The sequence below is a fragment of the Kitasatospora sp. MAP12-44 genome, from assembly GCF_029892095.1.
GTDB lineage: Bacteria > Actinomycetota > Actinomycetes > Streptomycetales > Streptomycetaceae > Kitasatospora.
Genome location: NZ_JARZAE010000004.1, coordinates 2,422,020 through 2,443,196, shown reverse-complemented (window position 1 = coordinate 2,443,196; position 21,177 = coordinate 2,422,020). Strand labels below are relative to the sequence as shown.

General features: G+C 72.3%; 20 protein-coding genes and 1 pseudogene. 8 read left to right on the top strand and 13 right to left on the bottom strand.

The window, feature by feature from the left end; genetic code table 11:
* Window positions 1-80 precede the first annotated feature (80 nt).
* From sucB to cobU, 6 genes and pseudogenes are all read right to left on the bottom strand, one after another.
* Complete coding sequence (sucB, locus tag P3T34_RS11505; RefSeq protein WP_280665931.1) at window positions 81-1,856, bottom strand: 2-oxoglutarate dehydrogenase, E2 component, dihydrolipoamide succinyltransferase; 1,776 nt, start codon at window positions 1,854-1,856, stop codon at window positions 81-83.
* A gap of 60 nt (window positions 1,857-1,916) precedes the next feature.
* The gene (gene lpdA, locus P3T34_RS11500; protein WP_280665930.1) at window positions 1,917-3,305 is read right to left on the bottom strand and encodes a dihydrolipoyl dehydrogenase; all 1,389 of its coding nucleotides are present in this window, start codon (window positions 3,303-3,305) and stop codon (window positions 1,917-1,919) included.
* Between the two features lie 447 nt (window positions 3,306-3,752).
* Window positions 3,753-5,243, bottom strand: a complete 1,491-nt coding sequence (locus P3T34_RS11495; protein WP_280665929.1) for a leucyl aminopeptidase — start codon at window positions 5,241-5,243, stop codon at window positions 3,753-3,755.
* Window positions 5,244-5,428: 185 nt separating this feature from the next.
* Window positions 5,429-6,178 carry an adenosylcobinamide-GDP ribazoletransferase gene (locus P3T34_RS11490; RefSeq protein ID WP_280671989.1) on the bottom strand — a complete coding sequence of 250 codons (750 nt, stop codon included), beginning with the start codon at window positions 6,176-6,178 and terminating at the stop codon, window positions 5,429-5,431.
* A gap of 10 nt (window positions 6,179-6,188) precedes the next feature.
* Window positions 6,189-7,307 carry a nicotinate-nucleotide--dimethylbenzimidazole phosphoribosyltransferase gene (locus tag P3T34_RS11485; protein ID WP_280665928.1) on the bottom strand — a complete coding sequence of 373 codons (1,119 nt, stop codon included), beginning with the start codon at window positions 7,305-7,307 and terminating at the stop codon, window positions 6,189-6,191.
* A 59-nt stretch (window positions 7,308-7,366) separates the two neighbouring features.
* A pseudogene (cobU, locus tag P3T34_RS11480) lies at window positions 7,367-7,918 on the bottom strand (bifunctional adenosylcobinamide kinase/adenosylcobinamide-phosphate guanylyltransferase); the annotation flags it as partial.
* Between the two features lie 121 nt (window positions 7,919-8,039).
* Between cobU and P3T34_RS11475 the strand changes: the two are divergent.
* The gene (locus P3T34_RS11475) at window positions 8,040-8,240 is read left to right on the top strand and encodes a hypothetical protein (protein WP_280665927.1); all 201 of its coding nucleotides are present in this window, start codon (window positions 8,040-8,042) and stop codon (window positions 8,238-8,240) included.
* A 33-nt stretch (window positions 8,241-8,273) separates the two neighbouring features.
* On the opposite strand, the gene P3T34_RS11470 is transcribed toward P3T34_RS11475, so the two are convergent.
* Entirely contained in the window at window positions 8,274-8,993 is a 720-nt protein-coding gene (locus P3T34_RS11470) for a class I SAM-dependent methyltransferase (protein ID WP_280671987.1), read from the bottom strand.
* Window positions 8,994-9,262: 269 nt separating this feature from the next.
* On the bottom strand, window positions 9,263-9,862 hold the full coding sequence (locus P3T34_RS11465; RefSeq protein WP_280665926.1) for a DUF3043 domain-containing protein: 600 nt from the start codon (window positions 9,860-9,862) through the stop codon (window positions 9,263-9,265).
* A 303-nt stretch (window positions 9,863-10,165) separates the two neighbouring features.
* Between P3T34_RS11465 and P3T34_RS11460 the strand changes: the two genes are divergently transcribed.
* Window positions 10,166-10,969, top strand: a complete 804-nt coding sequence (locus P3T34_RS11460) for a PspA/IM30 family protein (RefSeq protein ID WP_280665925.1) — start codon at window positions 10,166-10,168, stop codon at window positions 10,967-10,969.
* A gap of 32 nt (window positions 10,970-11,001) precedes the next feature.
* Entirely contained in the window at window positions 11,002-11,295 is a 294-nt protein-coding gene (locus tag P3T34_RS11455) for a hypothetical protein (protein ID WP_280665924.1), read from the top strand.
* A gap of 77 nt (window positions 11,296-11,372) precedes the next feature.
* Here the strand turns inward: P3T34_RS11455 and nadA are convergent, their stop codons facing one another.
* Complete coding sequence (gene nadA / locus P3T34_RS11450) at window positions 11,373-12,566, bottom strand: quinolinate synthase NadA (RefSeq protein WP_280665923.1); 1,194 nt, start codon at window positions 12,564-12,566, stop codon at window positions 11,373-11,375.
* A gap of 160 nt (window positions 12,567-12,726) precedes the next feature.
* Between nadA and P3T34_RS11445 the strand changes: the two genes are divergently transcribed.
* From P3T34_RS11445 to P3T34_RS11435, 3 genes are all read left to right on the top strand, one after another.
* Window positions 12,727-13,653, top strand: a complete 927-nt coding sequence (locus P3T34_RS11445) for an NADP-dependent oxidoreductase (protein ID WP_280665922.1) — start codon at window positions 12,727-12,729, stop codon at window positions 13,651-13,653.
* Window positions 13,654-13,720: 67 nt separating this feature from the next.
* Complete coding sequence (locus tag P3T34_RS11440) at window positions 13,721-14,185, top strand: Lrp/AsnC family transcriptional regulator (RefSeq protein ID WP_280665921.1); 465 nt, start codon at window positions 13,721-13,723, stop codon at window positions 14,183-14,185.
* Window positions 14,186-14,361: 176 nt separating this feature from the next.
* Window positions 14,362-15,708 carry a pyridoxal-dependent decarboxylase gene (locus P3T34_RS11435; RefSeq protein ID WP_280665920.1) on the top strand — a complete coding sequence of 449 codons (1,347 nt, stop codon included), beginning with the start codon at window positions 14,362-14,364 and terminating at the stop codon, window positions 15,706-15,708.
* A gap of 15 nt (window positions 15,709-15,723) precedes the next feature.
* Here P3T34_RS11435 and P3T34_RS11430 read toward each other — a convergent pair whose 3' ends face one another.
* Window positions 15,724-16,599: a GNAT family N-acetyltransferase gene (locus P3T34_RS11430; RefSeq protein WP_280665919.1), complete on the bottom strand. Its 876-nt coding sequence runs from the start codon at window positions 16,597-16,599 to the stop codon at window positions 15,724-15,726.
* Window positions 16,600-16,836: 237 nt separating this feature from the next.
* On the opposite strand from P3T34_RS11430, the gene P3T34_RS11425 reads away from it, so the two are divergent.
* The gene (locus P3T34_RS11425; protein ID WP_280665918.1) at window positions 16,837-17,190 is read left to right on the top strand and encodes an iron-sulfur cluster assembly accessory protein; all 354 of its coding nucleotides are present in this window, start codon (window positions 16,837-16,839) and stop codon (window positions 17,188-17,190) included.
* 102 nt (window positions 17,191-17,292) lie between these two features.
* Here the strand turns inward: P3T34_RS11425 and P3T34_RS11420 are convergent, their stop codons facing one another.
* Both P3T34_RS11420 and P3T34_RS11415 read right to left on the bottom strand, forming a co-directional pair.
* Window positions 17,293-17,985 (bottom strand): hypothetical protein, encoded by a 693-nt coding sequence (locus P3T34_RS11420; RefSeq protein ID WP_280665917.1) that lies wholly within the window; start codon window positions 17,983-17,985, stop codon window positions 17,293-17,295.
* A gap of 122 nt (window positions 17,986-18,107) precedes the next feature.
* Window positions 18,108-18,326 (bottom strand): hypothetical protein, encoded by a 219-nt coding sequence (locus P3T34_RS11415; RefSeq protein ID WP_280665916.1) that lies wholly within the window; start codon window positions 18,324-18,326, stop codon window positions 18,108-18,110.
* Between the two features lie 234 nt (window positions 18,327-18,560).
* Here P3T34_RS11415 and P3T34_RS11410 point away from each other — a divergent pair, with 234 nt between their 5' ends.
* Window positions 18,561-19,535: a carbohydrate kinase family protein gene (locus tag P3T34_RS11410; RefSeq protein ID WP_280665915.1), complete on the top strand. Its 975-nt coding sequence runs from the start codon at window positions 18,561-18,563 to the stop codon at window positions 19,533-19,535.
* Here the strand turns inward: P3T34_RS11410 and P3T34_RS11405 are convergent.
* Entirely contained in the window at window positions 19,528-20,910 is a 1,383-nt protein-coding gene (locus P3T34_RS11405) for an aminotransferase class V-fold PLP-dependent enzyme (RefSeq protein ID WP_280665914.1), read from the bottom strand. The genes P3T34_RS11410 and P3T34_RS11405 overlap by 8 nt on opposite strands.
* Between the last annotated feature and the right edge of the window lie 267 nt (window positions 20,911-21,177).

The window sequence follows — 21,177 nt, the reverse complement described above, 5'->3', positions numbered from 1 at the left end:
GCCCCGGCCCGTACGAGACGGACCGGGGCTCGGCGAACTGCCTTGGTGCCTTACAGACGAGCGCCTTGCAGGCGAGCGCCTTACAGACCGAGGTCGCCCTCGAAGGCGCCCTCTTCCAGGCGGGCCTTGACGGTGCCCAGGAAGCGGGCCGCGTCGGCGCCGTCGACGATCCGGTGGTCGTACGACAGGGCCAGCAGGACCATGTCGCGGATCGCGATGGTCTCGCCCAGGTCCGGGTGGTTGACGACGACCGGGCGACGCACGGTGGCGCCGATCCCCAGCATGCCCACCTGCGGCTGGTTGAGGATCGGGGTGTCGAACAGCGCGCCGCGCGAACCGGTGTTGGTCACCGTGAAGGTGCCGCCGGCCAGCTCGTCGGGCTTGAGGCCACCGTCGCGGGTACGGGCCGCCAGGTCGGCGACCTTCTTCGCGATACCGGCGATGTTGAGGTCGCCGGCGCCGTGGATCACCGGGACGAAGAGCCCCTTCTCGGTGTCCACCGCGATGCCGACGTTCTCGACGTCGTGGTACGTGATGGTGTCGTCGTCGTTCACCCGGGCGTTGACGATCGGGTGGACCTTGAGCGCCTCGGTGGCGGCCTTGATGAAGAACGGCATCGGCGAGAGCTTGACGCCCTCGCGCTGCAGGAAGCCGTTCTTCGCCTTGGCGCGCAGCTGCATGATGCGCGTGACGTCGACCTCGACCACGGTGGTCAGCTGGGCCGACACCTTGAGCGACTCGACCATGTGCTTGGCGATCGCCTTGCGCACGCGGGTCATCGGCACGGTCTGGCCACGCAGCGGCGAGGCGACGACCGGGGCGGCGGCCTTGGGAGCGGCGGCAGCGACCGGGGCGGCAGCCGCAGCAGCCTTGGCGGCAGCGGCGGCCTCGGCGGCGGCGATGACGTCCTGCTTGCGGATCCGGCCACCCACGCCGGTACCGGCGAGCGTGCCGAGCTCGACACCCTGCTCGGCCGCGAGCTTGCGGACCAGCGGGGTGACGTAGGCGTCACCGGCGTCGGCGACCGGCGCGGCGGCGACCGGAGCCGGAGCAGCGGCCACGGGGGCAGCGACCGGGGCGGGCGCGGCGACCGGCGCGGGGGCCGGAGCAGCGACCGGGGCGGCAACCGGAGCCGGAGCGGCAACCGGAGCCGGGGCCGCGGGGGCCTCGACGACCGGGGCCGGGGCAGCGGCCACCGGGGCCGGAGCAGCCGGGGCCGCCGGAGCGGCGGCGACCGCACCCGCCGCGCCGATCAGCGCGAGCTGGGCGCCGACCTCGGCGGTCTCGTCCTCGCCGACCAGGATCTTCACCAGCACACCGGCGACCGGCGACGGGATCTCGGTGTCGACCTTGTCCGTCGAGACCTCGAGCAGCGGCTCGTCGACCTCGACGGTCTCGCCCTCGGCCTTGAGCCAGCGGGTGACGGTGCCCTCGGACACCGACTCGCCGAGCGCCGGGAGCAGGACCGGGGTGGCGCCGGCGGCCGGGGCGGCCGGGGCGGCAGCCACCGGAGCCTCGACGACCGGGGCCGGGGCGGCAACCGGGGCCGGGGCCGCGGGGGCCTCGACGACCGGAGCAGCGGCGGCAGCCGGAGCGGCCGCGGCCACCGGGGCGCCGGAGCCGTCGTCGATGATGGCCAGCTCGGCGCCGACCTCGACCGTCTCGTCCTCGGCGACCTTGATGGCGGCGAGGATGCCGGAGACCGGCGCGGGGATTTCGGTGTCGACCTTGTCCGTCGAGACCTCGAGCAGCGGCTCGTCGGCCTCCACTCGCTCACCCTCGGCCTTGAGCCAACGGGTGACAGTGCCCTCGGACACGCTCTCGCCCAGTGCGGGCAGCGTTACTGAGACCGCCATGGTTTCAGCGACTCCTATCAAGTCGTTCAGGAAGTTCAGGAAGGGGGGTGCGGGCGAGAACTAGTCGTGCGAGTGCAGCGGCTTGCCGGCCAGCGCGAGGTGCGCCTCGCCGAGCGCCTCGGACTGCGAGGGGTGCGCGTGGATCAGCTGCGCGACCTCGGAGGGCAGCGCCTCCCAGTTGTAGATCAGCTGGGCTTCGCCGACCTGCTCGCCCATGCGCGCACCGACCATGTGCACGCCCACCACGGCGCCGTCCTTGACCTGGACGAGCTTGACCTCGCCGGCGGTCTTCAGGATCTTGCTCTTGCCGTTGCCGGCCAGGTTGTACTTGAGCGTGACGACCTTGTCCTTGCCGTACACCTCGACGGCCTTGGCCTCGGTGATGCCCACCGACGCGACCTCGGGGTTGCAGTACGTCACGCGCGGCACGCCGTCGTAGTCGATCGGCACGGCCTTCAGGCCGGCCAGCCGCTCGGCGACCAGGATGCCCTCGGCGAAGCCGACGTGCGCCAGCTGCAGGGTCGGGACGAGGTCGCCGACGGCCGAGATGGTGGGCACGTTGGTGCGCATGTACTCGTCGACCAGGACGTAGCCGCGGTCCATGACGACCCCGGCCTCCTCGTAGCCCAGGCCCTGCGAGACCGGGCCGCGGCCGATGGCGACGAGCAGCAGGTCGGCGTCGATCTGCTTGCCGTTCTCGGTGGAGACGCGTACGCCGTTCTCGGTGTACTCGACGCCGGAGAAGCGGGCCTTGAGCTCGAACTTGATGCCACGCTTGCGGAAGGCCCGCTCCAGCAGCTTGGAGGAGTTCTCGTCCTCCAGCGGGGCCAGGTGCGGCAGGGCCTCGACGATGGTGACGTCGACGCCGAAGGACTTCCAGACGGAGGCGAACTCGACACCGATCACGCCACCGCCGAGGATGACGGCGGACTGCGGGACGCGGTCGAGCTTGAGGGCGTGGTCCGAGGAGATCACCCGGTCGCCGTCGATGACCAGGCCCGGCAGCGACTTCGGCACGGAGCCGGTGGCGAGGACGATGTGGCGGCCCTCGTAGCGCTGGCCGTTGACGTCCACCGAGGTCTGCGAGGAGAGGCGGCCCTCGCCGGTGACGTACGTGATCTTGCGCGAGGCCACCAGGCCCTGCAGACCCTTGTAGAGGCCCGAGATCACGTCGTCCTTGTACTTGTGGACGCCCTTGATGTCGATGCCCTGGAAGGTCGCGAGCACGCCGAACTCGGCGGCCTCGCGGGTCTCGTCGGCGATCTCGGCCGCGTGCAGCAGCGCCTTGGTCGGGATGCAGCCCCGGTGCAGGCAGGTGCCGCCGAGTTCGCCCTTCTCGATCAGGGCCACGCTCAGACCCAGCTGAGCGGCGCGGAGCGCCGCGGCGTAACCGCCGCTTCCGCCTCCGAGAATGACTACGTCGAAAACGGTGCTGGCGTCGTTCGCCACGTCACGTCCTCCATGCAATGGGGTGTGGATCGTCCGGGCCGGGGCTGGTCCGGTGTGTCGGGCGGGCCCTTGTGGGGCGCCCAGTCGTGCCGGAAATACATCTTCGCACTTGTTCGCGGCGCTTGATGTCCAGGGCTGCATCACGGGGGGTGCGGGACGGTTGGGCAGGGGGTGCGGCGACCCCCATTTCCTGCCGTCTGTGCAGGTCAACGCCGTGTGCCAGGGCGCCGGTCGGAGTGCTGCGCCGATCGTGACCGAACTTGATTCCGCCTTGTGGAACAAAGTTTCGCCCGAAGCGAACACGTGTGGGTGGAGCTCTGTGCGGCTACCAATTGGTAACCCCGGAATTCGCATACCGCGGGTGATCCGGCGGCCACGGAAAACGCCGACAGGGCCCGGCGTCGAAACGCCGGACCCTGTCGAGGAGCCCTGTGCTTGCGCGAGCCGTCAGGCCTGCGCGGTCTCCTGCGCGTACTGCACCAGGGTGCGCACCGCGGAGCCCGTGCCGCCCTTGGGCGTGTAGCCGTACGCCGCGCTCTCGTGGAACGCCGGACCGGCGATGTCCAGGTGCGCCCAGTCGATGCCCTCGGCCACGAACTCCTTGAGGAACAGGCCGGCCACCAGCGCGCCACCCATCCGCTCACCCATGTTGGCCAGGTCGGCGACCGGCGAGTCCATGCTCTTGCGCAGCTCGGCGGGGAGCGGCATCGGCCAGGACGCCTCGCCGGCGCGGTCGGCGATGCCGACCAGCTTCTCGCGGAAGTCGTCGCTGCCGGCCATCACGCCGAAGGTGCGGGTGCCCAGGGCCATCACCATGGCGCCGGTCAGGGTCGCCACGTCGACGATCGCGTCCGGCTTCTCCTCGCCCGCGCGGACGATCGCGTCGGCCAGCACCAGGCGGCCCTCGGCGTCGGTGTTCAGCACCTCGACGGTCTTGCCGCCGTACATCTTCAGCACGTCACCCGGGCGGGTGGCGGTGCCCGAGGGCATGTTCTCGGCCAGCGCGAGCCAGCCGGTGATGTTGACGGCCAGACCCAGGCGCTTGGCGGCGACCACCGCGGCGAAGACCGCGGCCGCACCCGACATGTCGCACTTCATGGTCTCGTTGTGGCCGGCCGGCTTGAGCGAGATGCCGCCCGAGTCGTAGGTGATGCCCTTGCCGACGAAGGCGAGGGTGGCCTTGGCCTTGGGGTGGGTGTAGGCCAGCTTCACCAGCCGGGGCGGGTTGGCCGAGCCGATGCCGACGCCGAGGATGCCGCCGAAGCCGCCCTTGGCCAGCGCCTTCTCGTCCCAGACCTCGACCTTGAGGCCGTGCTCCTTGGCGGCGGCCTGCGCGATGGCGGCGAACGCCTTCGGGTGCAGGTCGTTCGGCGGGGTGTTGATGAGGTCGCGCGAGCGGTTCATCTCCTCGCCCAGGACGGTGGCGCGCTCCACGGCGGCCTTCGCGTCCTTGCTGCCCTTGCGGCCGGTCAGCACGGCCAGCTCGCCGACCGGCTCCTTGACGCCCTCGGTGGTGCGGTACGTCGTGAAGTCGTACGAGCCGAGCAGGCCGCCCAGGGCGACCGCCTCGATCTCCTCGGCCGACTCGGCCGGCAGCGCGAGACCGGCCTTCTTGGCACCGGCGAGGGTGCGCGCGGCGACACCGGCCGCGCGGCGCAGCGCCTCGGTCGAGTAGCCGCCCTCGGCGTTGCCCAGGCCCACGGCGAGGACGAAGCCCGCCTTCAGGCCGGCGGGGGACGGCAGCTTGACGGCCTCGCCCTCGGCACCGTTCGCACCAAGCGTGACGAGGATCTCAGCCAGCTTGCCGTCGAACGCCTCGGCGACGGCCTCGGCGCCCGGTGCCACGACGAGACCCTTGGGTCCCTTCGCGACGCCGATCACCAGCGCGTCCGCACGCAGCGCGGCGGCTGAGGAGGTGCTCACAGACAATGCAGTCACGTAATTGCGTCCTGTTCTTTCGCGGTCCACGGCCGGATTACGGCATGGGTACAGCCCCAGCGTGCTCCGCCATGACGGCGCAGGGCTACGGTGCTCACCGCATGGTAGTCCGCATAGTGGGACTGCGCCGCCCCCTGGTACCCCGCCTGCCAGGGGCTTCGTCGGCCTGCGAAGACTAGGGAAGACTAGGGGTGGCTCAGGGTGATGCTGATGAGGCAGGCGGTGGTCGCGGTCTCCGTCATCGCCCCCAGGACGTCCCCGGTGATGCCCCCGAAGCGGCTCACGCAGCGGTGCAGCAGCAGCGCGCCCGCGAGCTGGCCGAGCAGCAGGGCCAGGGCGTAGCGCGGATCCGCGCCGAGCAGGGCGACGGCGGCGGCGCTCAGCGCGCAGGCCGCGGCGGCGCCGGCCGGGGAGACGGTGCCGGCCACCATCGCCCCCAGGCCGCCGGGGCGGGCGGCCGGCACCGAGCGCAGGCAGCCCCAGCCGAGCGCGCACCGGCCGGCCATCGCGGCGGTCAGCACGGCGACTGCGCCGCGCGCCGCGGAGTGCGCGAACTGGTCGGCCAGGCAGGCGATCTGAGTGAGCATCACCAGAAGCAGGGTCAGCACGCCGAACGGTCCGATGTCGGACTGCTTCATGATCCGCAGGGCGTCCTCGGCGGGCTTGCCACTGCCCAGGCCATCCGCGACGTCGGCCAGGCCGTCCAGGTGCAGCCCACGGGTGAGCGCGGCGAGCGCGGCCACCGAGGCGACGGCGGCCAGCAGCGGAACGCCGCGCCAGGCGGCCAACGCGCCCAGCGCGCCGGCGAGTACGCCCAGCACCACCCCGACCAGCGGCGCGGCGAGCATCGCCCGCCCGGCCGACTCCCGGTCCCAGCGCTCCACCCGGACCCGCAGGACGGAGAGCGTGCCGAAGGCGAACCGCAGACCGTGCAGCCGCACGGCCTCAGGCCTTGCCCAGCAGCTCCAGGGCGCTGGGCAGCTTGGCCGGCGCCTTGGGTCGCAGCATGGCGGCCGGGCCGGCGGCGTCCTGCTCGGCCAGCGCGTCCGAGGCGGCCTGCAGCAGCGGCAGCGCCATCAGGGCGCCGACGCCCTCGCCCATGGTGATCTGCTGGTCGTGCAGCGGGGTGAGGGTCAGCCGGTCGTACGCCTTGACCAGGGCCGGCTCACCGGTGACCTGCCCGGCCCGCCACCACTCGGGCGCGCGGAACGAGACCCGCTGGGCGACCAGCGCGCAGGCCGCCGACACCACGCCGTCCAGCACCACCGGCAGCTTGCGCACCGCGGCCTGCAGCAGGAAGCCGGTGATCGCCGCGAAGTCCGCGCCGCCGGTCGCCGCGAGCAGCGCCAACTGGTCGCCGAGCACCGGACGGGCGCGCCGCAGCGCGTCGCGGATCGCGGCGCACTTGACCATCCAGACCTTGTCGTCGATCCCCGAGCCGCGCCCGCAGACCGCCGCCGCGTCGGTGCCGCAGAGCGCGCCGATCAGCACGGCGGCCACCGTGGTCGAGCCGACCCCGAGGTCGCCGAGGATCACCAGGTCGGTGCCGAGGTCGGCCTCCTCGTCGGCGATCGCCATGCCGGCGGCGAAGGCGGCGACGGCCTCCTGCTGGGTGACCGCGTCCTCGATGTCGATCCGGCCCGAGCCGCGCCGCACCCGGTACTGGACGACCTCGGCCGGGAACTCCGCCGGGTCCGCGTTCACCGAGACGTCCACCACGCGCAGCTCGGCGCCGAACCGCCGGGCCAGCCGGGCGATCGGCGCGGTGCCGTCGAGTGCCGCGTGCACCCGGGCGATGGTGCCGCCGTCGGCGGGCAGTTGGGAGACACCGAGCGCCGCGATGCCGTGGTCGCCGGCGAAGAGCAGCACCTTGGGCGCGCTGATCGCCCGCACCGGGGAGCGCCCCTGCACGGAGGAGAGCCAGCTGCCCAGCTCCTCCAGCTTCCCGAGACCGGCCCGGGGCTTGTCGAGGTCGAGCCAGCGCTCGTCGGCCGCGCGACGAGCGGCGTCGTCGGGGCGCTCGACGAGCGAGGCGAAGGTATCGAGATCCACGGTGGTGTCCATCGACGGGAACATTACCAACCAGCGCTCACGCTGTCCGGAGCCCGGGGCCCGCAATCCCCTTACGCTTCTTGGCTGCCCTTGATGACCAGCACCTGTCCCGCCACCACCAGCAGCACCCGGTCCGAGGCGTCCGCGACGGCCATGTTCAGCCGGCCGAGCGCGTCCCGGAAGCGGCGGCCGGCGGGCGTACCGGGCACCACGCCCATCCCCACCTCGTTGCTCACCGCGATGACCTGGCGCCGCGTCGACCGCCAGGCCTCGGCCAGTTCCGCGCAGCGCTGCTGCACCGCCCGCTCGGCGCCGGCCGCCCAGGCGTCGTCGTCCCAGGCGCCCGCCTCGTCCATCACGGCGGTCAGCCACAGTGCCAGACAGTCGATCAGGACCGGCGCGGGGTCGCCCTGGTCGGCCAGCAGCGGCTCCAGCGCGCAGGTCTCGACGGTCCGCCAGCTCGCCGGGCGGCGCTCGCGGTGCAGCGCGACGCGCTGCGCCCACTCGCCGTCGCCGTCCCGGTTGCCGCTGGTCGCGACGTAGCAGACGTCGGTGTGGTCGAGCAGCAACTGCTCGGCCCGGGTGGACTTGCCGGACCGGGCGCCGCCGAGGATGAGGGTGCGTGCCATGGCCACCATCCTGCCCGAGGGGGTTGGCCGCGGTTGACGCCGGTCACCGCGGGCAGCCTGACCCGTGCGGGGCAGCGGGATACCCTGCGCTCAAGCAATCAGGGAGGAGCCGGACATGGCGTGGACGTGGCGTTACGAGGCGGCGGACGGTTCGGTCGTCACTCGGGCCGAGGAGTCCGAGGAGTTCTCCGGTCAGGGCGACGCGGAGTCCTGGGTCGGCGAGGAGTGGAAGCAGCTGCTCGAGGAGGGCATCGAGCGGGTCGCGCTGCTCGACGACGGCCAGCAGATCTACACGATGAGCCTGCGCGAGGGCTGATCCACCCGTTGCCCGTGCGTGGTGGGCACGGAACTACTTCGTGCCCACCAGGTGCAGCAGCGCGGCGACCTGGCGGTAGGGGTCCTCGCGGCCGGCCCGCTCCTCGGCCTCCAGCAGCTGGGCGAGCTGGCGCCCGTCCACCGGCAGGGCGGCGTGGTCGGGGGCCGCGTCGGTGAAGACCCGCACGCCGTACCAGTGGCGCAGCGGCACGGAGACCTCGGAGAGCGTACGGGCCAGGTCGGCCAGCCGGTCGGCGCGGGCGGTCAGGCCCAGCCGGTTCGCGTAGTGGTCGTTGTCGAAGGCCTGCAGCGCGGCCCGCCAGTCGCCGGTGAGGCCGGCCCGCATGGCCAGCGCGTCCCCGTTGCGGGCCAGCAGCGAGAGCAGCCCGCCGGAGGCGAGCATCCGGGCCAGCGAGGCGATCATCGGGTCCGGATCGGGCAGGTACATCAGCACGCCGTGGCAGAGCACCAGGTCGAAGCTGCCGGGGCCGAACCAGCGGCCGCACTGGTGCCCGTCGCCGCTCAGCAGCCGGACCCGCTCACGCACCTCGGGCGGCTCGGCGGCCAGCTGGGCCTGGGCCGCGCCGAGCGTGACCGGGTCGGAGTCCAGGCCGGTGACGTAGTGGCCGGCCCGGGCGAGGCGCAGCGCCTGGGTGCCCTGGCCGCAGCCGACGTCCAGCACCCGCAGCGGGGCCGCGGTGGCCCGCTCGCCGAAGTGCGTGGTGATCCGCTCGGCCAGCTGCCTGGCCACCATCTCCTGGCGGACCAGGTTGCGCAGGCCGCCCTGCCGGTCCAGCCAGGCACCGGCGCCGCCCGCGAACGAGCCGCTGCGGGCCGGCACCCGGCCGTAGCCGGTGCGGTCGTACGTCGCCACGTCGTACCCGGCGCGCTCGTCGCCGGGCCGGTCGTAGTCGGCACGCTCGTACCCCGTACGGTCGTGCCCGCCCGCCGCCTGGCCGGGCAGCGCGTACAGGCCGGGCCCCTGCGAGGCGGGGGACCAGCCGTACGGCAGCGGCTCGGCGGTCAGGGGTGCTCGCCCCGCTTCACGCGCGGCTTGGGCAGCCGCAGCCGGCGCATCTGCAGGATCCGCATCAGGCCGTAGCCGATCGCCCCACGGGTGTTCTCGCCCGCGAAGCGCGCCGCGAACTCCTTGCGCAGGCCGAAGCCCAGGCGCAGGAAGTCGAGCGCCACCAGCACGAAGAAGAGCACGAAGAGCACCAGGGACAGCTGCTGCAGCAGCGGCACCTTGACGATGCTGAGGATCAGGATCACCACGGCGAACGGCAGGAAGAACTCGGCCAGCGACCAGCGGGAGTCCACGTAGTCGCGGGCGAACTTGCGCACCGGGCCCTTGTCACGGGGTGGCAGCGCACGCTCGTCGCCGTTGATCAGCGCGACGCGCTGCTTCTCGCGCTCGGTCCGCATCCGCTCGCGGGACTGCTTGGCAGCCTCCTTGCGGTCCTTGGGTACCGTCACCCGGGTGCGGCGGTGGGCCTCGGCCTCGCTGCGCTTGGGCGTCGGGCGGCCCTTCTTGGCCTGCGGATCGCGGGCCTGGGTCGCGTCATCCTGCTCGGCCAGCGCGGTGGCGGAGGAGGGGGCATCATCTGAACGGCGTCGGAACACACGACAAGCCTACGTGCTGGCCAGGGTGTCTCCGGGGTGCTCAAGGAACCAAACCCGTATCGATCCACCGGTTGAGGTCTCCGTCGAGGTCTCCGGCGATGTCTCCGGGGCGACCCTGATCAGGGAACTGGTGAGGAATCCACCCAGGGGATGAGGTGGCGGCCGGATATCCGTAGCAGTCTTGTGGCAGGCCGGTGTACTGCGGTGGATGGCACGCTGCAACTACACTCGCACTAGATTTGGTACGAGATAGAAACCGCTGGCCGGAGAAGGGGGCACCCGAGGCCCATGAGCGACGGAATCATGAAGCGTATGGGGCTGATCTTCAAGTCCAAGGCCAACAAGGCTTTGGACCGTGCAGAAGATCCCCGAGAGACGCTCGACTACTCGTACCAGAAGCAGCTCGAGCTGCTGCAGAAGGTGCGCAGGGGCGTGGCCGACGTGGCCACCTCGCGCAAGCGCCTGGAGCTTCAGCTGACGCAGCTGCAGCAGCAGTCCGCCAAGTACGAGGACCAGGGCCGCAAGGCACTGTCGCTGGGCCGCGAGGACCTCGCGCGCGAGGCACTGACCCGCAAGTCGGCGATGCAGTCGCAGATCACCGACCTGGAGACGCAGTACCAGCAGCTCCAGGCCGAGGAGGAGAAGCTCACGCTCGCCTCCCAGCGGCTGCAGGCCAAGGTGGACGCCTTCCGCACCAAGAAGGAGACCATCAAGGCCACCTACACCGCCGCCCAGGCGCAGACCAGGATCGCGGAGTCCTTCTCCGGGATCTCGGAGGAGATGGGCGACGTCGGCCTGGCCATTCAGCGGGCCGAGGACAAGACGGCCCAGATGCAGGCCCGGGCCGGCGCGATCGACGAGCTGCTCGCCTCGGGCGCGCTCGACGACGCCAGCGGTCTCGGCCGCAAGGACGACATCGAGGCCGAGCTGGAGCGAGTGGCCGGCGGCTCCGACGTCGAGCTTGAGCTCGCCCGGATGAAGGCCGAGCTCGGCGGCGGGTCCACCGGCCCGGCCGCCATCGAGCAGGGCAACGGTGGCGCAGCCCAGCAGGGTGGTCAGCAGGGCGGTACGCAGGACACCCCGCCGACCATCAACTACCACAAGTAAGCGGCCCGTCGACAGCAGGGAGAGACACCAGCATGATCATGAGGATCATGGGTGAGGGTCAGTTCAAGGTTGCCGACGAGCACCTGAACCGGCTCAACCAGCTCGACGACGAGCTGCTCATCGCCCTGGAATCAGGAGACGAGGCCACTTTCCGGGCCGCTCTGGGCAGTCTGCTCGGCGCGGTCCGCGAGGTCGGCGCTCCGCTGCCGGTCGACTCCCTGGAGCCGTCCGAGCTGATCCTGCCGGACACGGACGCCACTATCGACCAGGTCCGCGAGCTGCTGCGCACCGAGGGGGACGGGCTCATCCCCGGCATCCCGGAGTAACCACCCGGTCACACACGTGAGAGGGGCGGTACCCACCAGGTGGGTACCGCCCCTCTCACGTGTGCGCCGGCCCGCCGCTACGGCAGGGCGAGCATCCGGTCCAGCGCGGCCTTGGCGTACTTCTCGGTCTCCGGGTCGACCGTGATGACGTTCGGGACCCGGCCGGCGACCAGCGACTCCAGTGCCCAGACCAGGTGCGGCAGGTCGATCCGGTTCATCGTCGAGCAGAAGCAGACCGCCTTGTCGAGGAAGACGATCTCCTTGTCCGGGTGGGCCTTGGCCACCCGGCGCACCAGGTTCAGCTCGGTGCCGACGGCCCACTTGGAGCCGGGCTCGGCGGCGTCCAGCGCCTTGATGATGTACTCGGTCGAGCCCACCTGGTCGGCGGCCGCGACCACCTCGTGGCGGCACTCCGGGTGCACCAGCACATTGACGCCCGGGATCCGCTCGCGGACCTCGTTGACCGAGTCCAGCGTGAAGCGGCCGTGCACCGAGCAGTGCCCGCGCCACAGGATCATCTTGGCGTTGCGCAGCTCCTCGACGGTCAGGCCGCCGTTCGGCTTGTGCGGGTTGTAGAGCACGCAGTCGTCCAGCGAGAAGCCCAGGTCGCGCACCGCCGTGTTGCGCCCCAGGTGCTGGTCCGGCAGGAACAGCACCTTCGAGCCCTGCTCGTACGCCCACTCCAGCGCGCGCTTGGCGTTGGAGGAGGTGCAGATGGTGCCGCCGTGCTTGCCGGTGAAGGCCTTGATGTCGGCGGAGGAGTTCATGTACGCGACCGGCACGGTGGCGTCGGCTATGCCGGCCTCGGCCAGCACGTCCCAGCACTCGGCGACCTGCTCGGCGGTGGCCATGTCGGCCATCGAGCAGCCGGCTGCCAGGTCGGGCAGGATGACCCGCTGGGTGTCGCCGGTCAGGATGTCGGCGGACTCGGCCATGAAGTGCACGCCGCAGAAGACGATGAACTCGGCCTCCGGACGGGCCGCCGCGTCGCGCGCCAGCTTGAACGAGTCGCCGGTGACGTCGGCGAACTCGATGACCTCGTCGCGCTGGTAGTGGTGCCCCAGGATGAAGACGCGGTCTCCGAGCGCGGCCTTGGCGGCGCGGGCGCGCTCCACCAGGTCCGGGTCGGAGGCGGGCGGCAGGTCGCCGGGGCACTCGACGCCGCGCTCGCTGGTCGGGTCGGCCTGGCGACCGAGCAGCAGCAGCGCCAGCGGCGTCTGGCTCGGCTCGGCGAACCCGGCGACGGGCTGGGTGTCAACAGTGGTGGTCACGGGCGGGTGCCCTCCTGTGCGGCCGGAGGTTCCCAGCCTTCTCGTCTATCTGACGTTATCTATGATAACCCGTTCGCGTCACCCTGACGATGGCCATCGTGTCGATGTGACGCAATCCGCTCGACAGGACGTCGGTGGACTGCTCGTGTTCGCTGGGACCATGAAGGCAATCGCGATCAGGCAGTACGGCGGCCCCGAGGTCGTCGAGTACATCGAGCTGCCCGACCCCAAGGTCGGCCCCGACTCGGTGCTGGTGCGGGTACGGGCTGCCGGGGTCAACCCGGTCGACTGGAAGATCCGCGAGGGCTATCTCGACGCGGCCATCGACGCGTACTTCCCGCTGGTGATGGGCTGGGACCTGGCCGGCGTGGTGGAGCGGGTCGGCCCGGCCGTCACCGAGTTCCGGCCCGGCGACGAGGTGGTCGGCTACGTCCGCAAGGACGCCGTCCAGCATGGCACGTACGCCGAGCTGGTCTCCGCCCCGGTGCGCACGCTGGCCCGCAAGCCCCCGTCGCTCGACTGGGCGCAGGCCGGCGGGCTGCCGCTGGCCGGGCTGACCGCCTACCAGGGCCTGGTCAAGGTGCTGCGGGTGCGGGCCGGCGAGACGGTCCTGGTGCACGCCGCGGCCGGCGGCGTCGGCGGCTTCGCGGTGCAGATCGCGCTGGCGCTCGGCGCCCGGGTGATCGGCACCGCCAGCGAGCGCAACCACGCCTACCTGCGGGGCCTGGGCGCCGAGCCGGTGGCGTACGGCGCCGGGCTGGCCGAGCGGGTCCGGGCGCTGGCGCCGCAGGGCGTGGATGCAGCCCTGGACCTGATCGGCGGCGAGGCGGTGGAGGTCTCGCTCGGCCTGGTCGCGGACCCCGCGCGGATCGCCTCGGTCGCCAACCACGAGGTGCTGGCGGTCGGCGGGCACTACCACTTCGTCCGCCCGGACGCCGCCGACCTCACCGCCCTGGGCGAGCTGGTGGAGGCGGGCAAACTGACCGTCGCCGTCGCCTCCACCTTCCCACTGGCCCAGGCCGCCTCGGCCCAGGCGCTCAGCGCCGAGGGCCGGACCAGGGGCAAGATCGTGCTGATGGTGGACTGACGAGCGAAGTTCGTCAGAATGGGGCGTATCCCCACCCCGCGCCCGACCCCGTGGAGACCCCGCACCGATGAGTACCAGCCGAACCGCCGAGCCGGCCGGTGTCTCCCTGGACGAGACCGACCGCCTGCTGCTGGCCCACCTGGCCAGGGACGGGCGTGCCTCGTACGCCGAGATCGGCGTACTCAGCAACCTCTCCGCCACCGCCGTCCGCCGCCGGATCGACAGGCTGCGGGCACGCGGCGTGGTGCGCGGCTTCACCGTCGTGCTCGACCCGGCGATGCTGGGCTGGCAGACCGAGGCCTTCGTCGAGGTCTACTGCCGCGAGCGCACCGCCCCCGAGGAGATCCTGGCGAGCCTGCGGCAGTTCCCCGAGGTGGTCGCGGCCTGGACGGTGACCGGCGATCCGGACGCGCTGGTCCACCTGCGGGCCGCCGACACCCGGCACCTGGAGGCGGTCATCGAGCGGATCCGCAAGGAGCCCGGGGTGCAGCGCAGCCGCAGTTCCGTGGTGCTCTCGCAGCTGATCGGCTGATCGGCGGGCCCCTCGCGCGGGCCACGCAGCATTCCTGCGCCGAACCTGTCGAACACGCTCGAAAGCTGCTGGAACCGGCGCATTCCGACGCGCGGCCGCGCGCCCCCGCTGCCTAGGCTGATCAACAGTCCCCAGCTCGGCGAAAGGCCCGGATCGTGTCCGCAGCACCGCACCGTATGCACCAGCCCGACAATGAGTTGGTCGACCTGGTTTTCGGCTACATGCGCGATCGCCTGCAGTACGACCCGGTGCCGCTCGACCACCCCGGCGACGGCGAGCAGCTGCGCAGCCACCTGGCCGGCCTGCTCAATGAGCACGGCAACGCGCCGGCCGACGTCCTCAAGCTCTACGACCACGAGCTCTCCCGCGCGGTGATCTCCGCCGACAGCCCGCGCTACCTGTCCTTCATCCCGTGCGCCCCGACCAAGGCCGCGCTGCTCTTCGACATGGTGGTCTCCTGCGCCTCGCTGCAGGGCATCTCCTGGCTGGAGGCGGCCGGCGCGATCGCCGCCGAGAACCAGGTGCTGCGCCTGATAGCCGACCGGGCCGGCCTGCCCGCCTCGGCCGGCGGCACCTTCGTCTCCGGCGGCTCGGCGGGCAACCTGTCCGCGCTGGTGGTCGCCCGTGATGTGGCGCGCCGCAAGCTCGGCGTCGGCCCGGAGGCCCGGCTGCGGATCGCGGTCGCCGACCAGGTGCACTCCTCGGTCAAGAACACCTTCAACATCATCGGTGTCGAGGCATTCAAGGTCCCCACCGTGGACCGCCGCTTCACCGGCGAGGCGCTGCGCGCCGCACTGGCCGCCGACCCGCACCCCGAGACCGTGATCGCGGTGGTCGGCACGGCCGGCACCACCAACGAGGGCATCATCGACGATCTGGCGGGCCTCTCCGAGGTCACCCGCGAGCGCGGCCTCTGGTTCCACGTCGACGGCGCGTACGGCGGCGCCGGCCTCTTCGCCCCGTCGGTGCGCGAGCGCTACAACGGCATCGAGTACGCCGACTCCTTCGTCGTCGACCCGCACAAGTGGCTCTTCGCCCCCTTCGACTGCGCCGCGCTGATCTACCGCGAGCCGCAGCTGGCCAAGGCCGTGCACACCCAGGACGCCTCCTACCTGGACGTCCTGCACCACGAGGGCGACGAGTGGAACCCCACCGACTACGCCTACCACCTCACCCGCCGGGCCCGCGGCCTGCCGCTCTGGTTCTCGCTGGCGGTGCACGGCACCCAGGCCTACACCGACGCCATCGAGGCCGGCCTGACGCTGGCCCGGGAGACCGCCCAGCTGGTGCGCGAGACCGAGCACCTGGAGCTGCTGCACGACCCGCAGCTCTCCGCCGTCTGCTTCCGCCGCACCGGCTGGACCGACCAGGACTACTACGCCTGGTCGCAGCAGCTGCTGGCCGACCAGATCGGCTTCGTCACGCCGACCGGCTGGGACGGCGAGACGGTCGCCCGCTTCGCCTTCCTGCACCCGGGCACCACGATGGAGATGGTCCGCGAGATCCTCGACACCATGGCGTGAGCCCGCCGTAGGGCCTCACAGGAAGCCGCCGCTCGGCAGGTACGGGGCCGGCGGCTTCATGCCGCGCAGCGCCAGGTAGCCGGTGGAGGTCAGGCTCAGGCCCAGCTCCAGGCCGACGTCCACCGCCCACTCCTGGTCGGCGGTCAGCCACTCGACGCCGGCCGCCGTGCCGTCCGGCACCCGCGCCAGCGCTTCGCGCAGCAGCCGCACGGCCAGCCGCTTGGAGGTGGCGGCCAGCAGCTTGACGCTGCCACCCAGGCGGTAGCAGTAGCCGCTGCCGGCCAGGGTGTCGGCGATCAGCAGCTCGTCGTAGTGGGCGAGCATGAAGTCGTGCTCGGGCCCGTGCGCCGCGCCGCGCAGCCGCCGGTCCACCGAGTCCAGCAGGTGCTTGTGGCTGGCGTTGCCGGGGTGCACGGGGATGTCCCCGGCGTCCAGCAGGCCGGCCCGGTCGACCCGGCCGGTCAGCTTCATGGTCGGGTGCAGCGTGAAGCCGGCCAGCCGGTAGCGGCGGGCGGCGGCCGGGTCGGCGGGGGCGCAGATCATCCCGCGCAGGCAGCCCCGCCCGTGCGCGGCGGCCCGCTCCAGCAGCAGCCGGCCGACCTCCTGGCCCTGGGGGCCCGGCAGCACGGCGAACAGGGCGAGGATCCAGACGCCCTCCCGCCGCATCGACAGCGCGAAGCCCACCGCCCGGCCGTCCTCCTCGGCCAGCCAGCAGCCCTCGGGATCGGTGAGCGCCAGATGCCTGGTCCTGGCCCGGTGCATGGCGACCTCCGCCGCGCCGGCCTCGCGCGGTGGCCCGTTCGGCCCTGCGAGGTCACGGAAGGCGGCATCGGCGATCTCCCGGACGGCGTCGGCGTCGGCGAGGGTGTCACGGACCTGGCGCAGGATCATGGGCCTATCCTGGCCAATCGGGAACGGGCCGCGCCCGGCGTTTTCCCATTCCGAGGTGACCGGCGGCACTGCCTTCCCCACTCGCCGGACCGTGACCGGCACCCTGCGGTGTGCGAGCATGGACGACGTGGGGGAGCGGGGAACAGTCCGCGAACAGCAATGACTGCCCGGAATCAATCCGGGCGGCCGCTGGTTGGCACCAGCGGCAGATCGTCGTCACAGACCGGGAGTAAAGAGATGACCGTCCAGGACGAGACCACCGTCGAGAGTGGTCTGCTCCTTACCGACGCAGCCGCGGCCAAGGTGAAGGGCCTGCTGGAGCAGGAGGGTCGTGACGACCTCGCGCTGCGCGTGGCCGTGCAGCCGGGTGGCTGCTCCGGCCTGCGCTACCAGCTCTTCTTCGACGAGCGTTCGCTCGACGGCGACGTCGTGAAGGACTTCGGCGGCGTCAAGGTCGTCACCGACCGGATGAGCGCCCCGTACCTCGGCGGCGCGTCGGTCGACTTCGTCGACACCATCGAGAAGCAGGGCTTCACGATCGACAACCCGAACGCCACCGGCTCCTGCGCCTGCGGCGACTCGTTCAGCTAAGCGCGACCAGCCCTGCGCCGAAGGCGGCCCCGGAGTGTTCCGGGGCCGCCTTCGGCGTGTCCGAGCGATCCAGGACGGTCGGTCTCAGTAGGCCGGTCGGTCTCAGTTGGACGCGCTGACCGGGCCGCCGTTGGGCAGTGACTCCAGCGGGACGTTCGCGCCGGTGTCCAGGTCGACCACCGCGCGGCCCTGCAGCGGGGCGGCCAGGGTGGCCACCACGGCCTGGCTCTTGACCAGCGCCGGGCAGGCCTGGCCGACCGGGGCCTTCTGGGTGATGACGATCTGCACGCCGACCTTGCCGGCCTTGCTCTCGTCGGTCCGCAGCCCGTACTTGTCGCAGACGCCGCCGAAGAAGAAGACGGTCAGCTGGTTGCCGCTGCTGAGGTAGCCGGTCGGCTGCAGGTGGCTCGGCAGGCCGGGCGCGCTGCCGGAGCCCGGGGCCGGCGGCGTGTTGACGGGGGCCGCAGGCCGGGTGGGCGCGGTGCCGGTGCCCGGGGCCGTACCGCCGGGGGCGGTGGTCGGCGTACCGGGCGCCGGGGCGATCGGCGCGCTCGCCGAGGGCAATCCCGAGCCGGCCGGGGCGCTCGGCGCGGCCGGCGAGGAGGCGACGGGCGACGGGCTGCCGCCGGCGACGGGCTTGCCGCTGCTGCCGCCGCAAGCGCTCAAGGTCGCCGCGACCGCCAGCAGCAGTCCGCCGGCCGCCACCGCGCGCCGACGGCGCCCGCGCGGCGCGGCCGCGACTGCACCGGTGGTGGCGCGGGGGGTGAACGGCTCGGCTGCGGTCTTGTCGTCCATGGGAGACGTCCTCCAGAGTCTGCGGATTCCTGACAGGCAGCTGTGCGCTGCCCCGGTGTGACGTGTCACGGAAGAATCCGGTTCCCCGGGAGAATCGCCGGTCGTTCCTACGACCGACCGGCCTAGAGCCCGAACTCCGCCATGCCGGCCACCAGGTCACGGGTGCGGGCGGGCACCGAGATGCCGTGGCTTGGCCGGGCGCTGGGCTGCGGGCCGGTGGCCAGCGGCGGCCAGAACGCGCCGAGTCGGCGGGAGGAGTCGAGCAGGGCGTCCAGGCTGTCCGGATCCGCCTCACTCTTGCGCAGGCTCGGATCCTGGACGGGGGAGTGCTTGGGCAGCATGGCAGGTGCTCCGATTCGCCGCCGCGGCCTCGTCGCCGCGGGCCTGGGGACTACGCCGAGCCCCTCTGTTCGCGACCCTAGGCCGCCGGACCGGACCCGGCCAGACCTACCCGCAGGTAGTCGTCCGCGTGGTCGTCAATCGGGCATCCTCCTCGCCGCGGTCCGACGATCCCCGGGGCGGCCGCTACCGTAGGGGGGTTGTCCCCAAGCCAGCCCCCCAATCGAGGAGCCTTCGTGCGCATCGCCGTTGCCGGTTCGATCGCCTCCGACCATCTGATGACCTTCCCGGGCCGCTTCTCCGACCAGCTGGTCGCCGAGCAGCTGCACACGGTCTCGCTGTCGTTCCTGGTCGACACCCTGGACATCCGCCGCGGCGGGGTCGCGCCGAACATCACCTTCGGGATGGGCGTGCTGGGGCTGCGCCCGGTGCTGGTCGGTGCGGCCGGCGCGGACTTCGAGGAGTACCGCGGCTGGCTGGAGCGGCACAACGTGGACACCGAGTCGGTGCACATCTCGGAGACCCGTCACACGGCCCGCTTCATGTGCACCACCGACGAGGACCACAACCAGATCGCGTCCTTCTACACCGGCGCGATGGCCGAGGCCCGCTACATCGAGCTCAAGCCCGTCGCCGACCGCCTCGGCGGCCTGGACCTGGTGCTGATCGGCGCCGACGACCCGCAGGCGATGGTCCGGCACACCCAGGAGGCCCGCACCCGCGGCTACGCCTTCGCCGCCGACCCGTCCCAGCAGCTGGCCCGGCTGGAGGGCGACGCGATCCGCGAGATCGTCGACGGCGCCGCGTACCTCTTCACCAACGAGTACGAGGCCGCGCTGATCGAGAACAAGACCGGCTGGTCGCAGGACGACATCCTGGAGCGGGTCGGCACCCGGATCACCACGCTGGGCAGCAAGGGCGTGCGGATCACCCGCAAGGGCGAGCAGGACATCGTGGTGCCCTGCGCCCAGGAGAAGCAGAAGACCGACCCGACCGGCGTCGGCGACGGCTTCCGGGCCGGCTTCCTGGCGGGCCTGTCCTGGGACCTCGGCCTGGAGCGGTCCGCCCAGATCGGCTGCATGCTGGCGACCCTGGTGATCGAGACCGTCGGCACCCAGGAGTACGAGCTGCGCGCCGCCAACTTCATCGAGCGCTTCGCGGCCGCCTACGGCGAGGACGCCGCCGCCGAGGTCCGGGCCCGGCTCAGCTGAGCCTGCGCACCAGGTAGGCGAATCCCCGGTCGGCGCCGTAGTCGGCGGCCGGGGCCTCGCCCAGGTACTCCTGCTCGCGCATCCCGCACCAGGCGGGGATGTCCAGCCGGGCCGCCTCGTCGTCGGCCAGCACCACCACGACTCCGCCCGGCGCGACCTCGCCGATCCGCTTGGCCAGCTCGATCACCGGCAGCGGGCAGCGCTTGCCCAGCGTGTCGAGGACCAGTTCTTCCCCGCCCTCCTTGGGGAGCGGTGCCAGGTCCAGGCCGAGCGGGGCGCGTACGGCGGCGACCAGCTCGGGCAGCACCGTCAGGAACCGGTCCACCTCCGCCTCCGGCGTCCCGAACGGCAGTGAGACCCGGACGTTGCCCTCGGTCAACACCCCCATCGCGGCCAGCACATGACTGGGCGTCAGGGTGCTCGACGTGCAGGAGGAGCCGGAGGAGACCGCGAAGCCGGCCCGGTCGAGCTCGGTCAGCAGCACCTCGCCGTCCACATAGAGGCAGGAGAAGGTGACCAGGTGCGGCAGCCGGTGGACCGGGTCGCCCACCACCTCCACCTCGGGCACCAGGCGCGGCACCCGCGCCCGGATCCGCTCGACCAGCGCGTGCAGCCGGGCGTTCTCCTGCTCGGCCTCGTCCCGCACCGCCCGCAGCGAGGCAGCCGCCGCCACGATCGCCGGCACGTTGACGTAGCCGGGCACCCGGCCGCGCTCCCGCTCGTCGGCCGGCAGCGCGGAGGAGAACCGGACGCCCTTGCGGACGACCAGCACCCCGACCCCCGCCGGGCCGCCCCACTTGTGCGCACTGGCCGTCAGCAGCGACCAGCCGCCCGGCACCGGCAGCCGCCCGGCGCTCTGCGCCGCGTCCACCAGCAGCGGCACCTCCCCGCAGCGCTCGGCCACCTCGGCGACCGGCTGCACGGTGCCCACCTCGTGGTTGGCGGACTGCAGTACGGCCAGCGCGGTGTCCGGGCGGACGGCGAAGTCCCGGGCCAGCACCCGCCCGGTGCGGTCCACCGGCACCACGCCGACCGTCCCGCCGTCCGCCTCGTGCAGCTCGGCGGTGTGCAGCACGCTGGAGTGCTCGACCGCCGAGTGCAGCAGGTGACGTCCCGTCCGGCGGCGCCCGCGCAGGGCGCCGAGCATGCCCAGCTGCACCGCCTGGGTCCCGCTGGTGGTGAAGGACACCTCGTCGGCCCGCGCGCCCAGCACCTCGGCCACCGTCTCGCGGGCGGCGTCCAGCAGCATCCGGGCCTGCCGGCCGGAGCGGTAGAGCCTGGCGGGGTCGGCCCATCCCTCGTCCAGGGCGGCGACGAGCGCCTGGCGCGCGACCGGATGCAGGGGAGCGGTGGAAGCCGCGTCGAAGTAGGACACGACGGACACGGTAACCCGGCCTCACTCGGCGTCAGACGAACACCGGATTTGTCCGCTTCGTCCGCACCCGACGATCCGTCACCCAAGCGCCTCGAGACCGTCCCCTGATCGGGTGAATGGACCCCGAATGCCTGGCGTGACCTGGGAGTCCACGCCTGCCGGGGCTGATCGGGTAGGCGGACGGCGCGTTACCGGGACCTGCTCGTCAGGTCCGCATAAGCCTGGAGTAGGGTTTGGCCCGCATAAGCATTCAAACCGTGCCCGTGG

Excerpts from the sequence above, each read along its gene's own strand:
- P3T34_RS11415 (WP_280665916.1), bottom strand. The coding sequence starts at position 18,326 with ATGCTGCCCAAGCACTCCCCCGTCCAGGATCCGAGCCTGCGCAAGAGT.
- P3T34_RS11485 (WP_280665928.1), bottom strand. The coding sequence starts at position 7,307 with ATGGACACCACCGTGGATCTCGATACCTTCGCCTCGCTCGTCGAGCGC.
- P3T34_RS11425 (WP_280665918.1), top strand. The coding sequence starts at position 16,837 with ATGACCGTCCAGGACGAGACCACCGTCGAGAGTGGTCTGCTCCTTACC.
- P3T34_RS11440 (WP_280665921.1), top strand. The coding sequence starts at position 13,721 with ATGAGTACCAGCCGAACCGCCGAGCCGGCCGGTGTCTCCCTGGACGAG.
- P3T34_RS11470 (WP_280671987.1), bottom strand. The coding sequence starts at position 8,993 with ATGGTGGCCAGGCAGCTGGCCGAGCGGATCACCACGCACTTCGGCGAG.
- P3T34_RS11455 (WP_280665924.1), top strand. The coding sequence starts at position 11,002 with ATGATCATGAGGATCATGGGTGAGGGTCAGTTCAAGGTTGCCGACGAG.
- P3T34_RS11420 (WP_280665917.1), bottom strand. The coding sequence starts at position 17,985 with ATGGACGACAAGACCGCAGCCGAGCCGTTCACCCCCCGCGCCACCACC.
- P3T34_RS11430 (WP_280665919.1), bottom strand. The coding sequence starts at position 16,599 with ATGATCCTGCGCCAGGTCCGTGACACCCTCGCCGACGCCGACGCCGTC.
- P3T34_RS11435 (WP_280665920.1), top strand. The coding sequence starts at position 14,362 with ATGCACCAGCCCGACAATGAGTTGGTCGACCTGGTTTTCGGCTACATG.
- sucB (WP_280665931.1), bottom strand. The coding sequence starts at position 1,856 with ATGGCGGTCTCAGTAACGCTGCCCGCACTGGGCGAGAGCGTGTCCGAG.
- P3T34_RS11445 (WP_280665922.1), top strand. The coding sequence starts at position 12,727 with ATGAAGGCAATCGCGATCAGGCAGTACGGCGGCCCCGAGGTCGTCGAG.
- P3T34_RS11460 (WP_280665925.1), top strand. The coding sequence starts at position 10,166 with ATGAAGCGTATGGGGCTGATCTTCAAGTCCAAGGCCAACAAGGCTTTG.
- P3T34_RS11475 (WP_280665927.1), top strand. The coding sequence starts at position 8,040 with ATGGCGTGGACGTGGCGTTACGAGGCGGCGGACGGTTCGGTCGTCACT.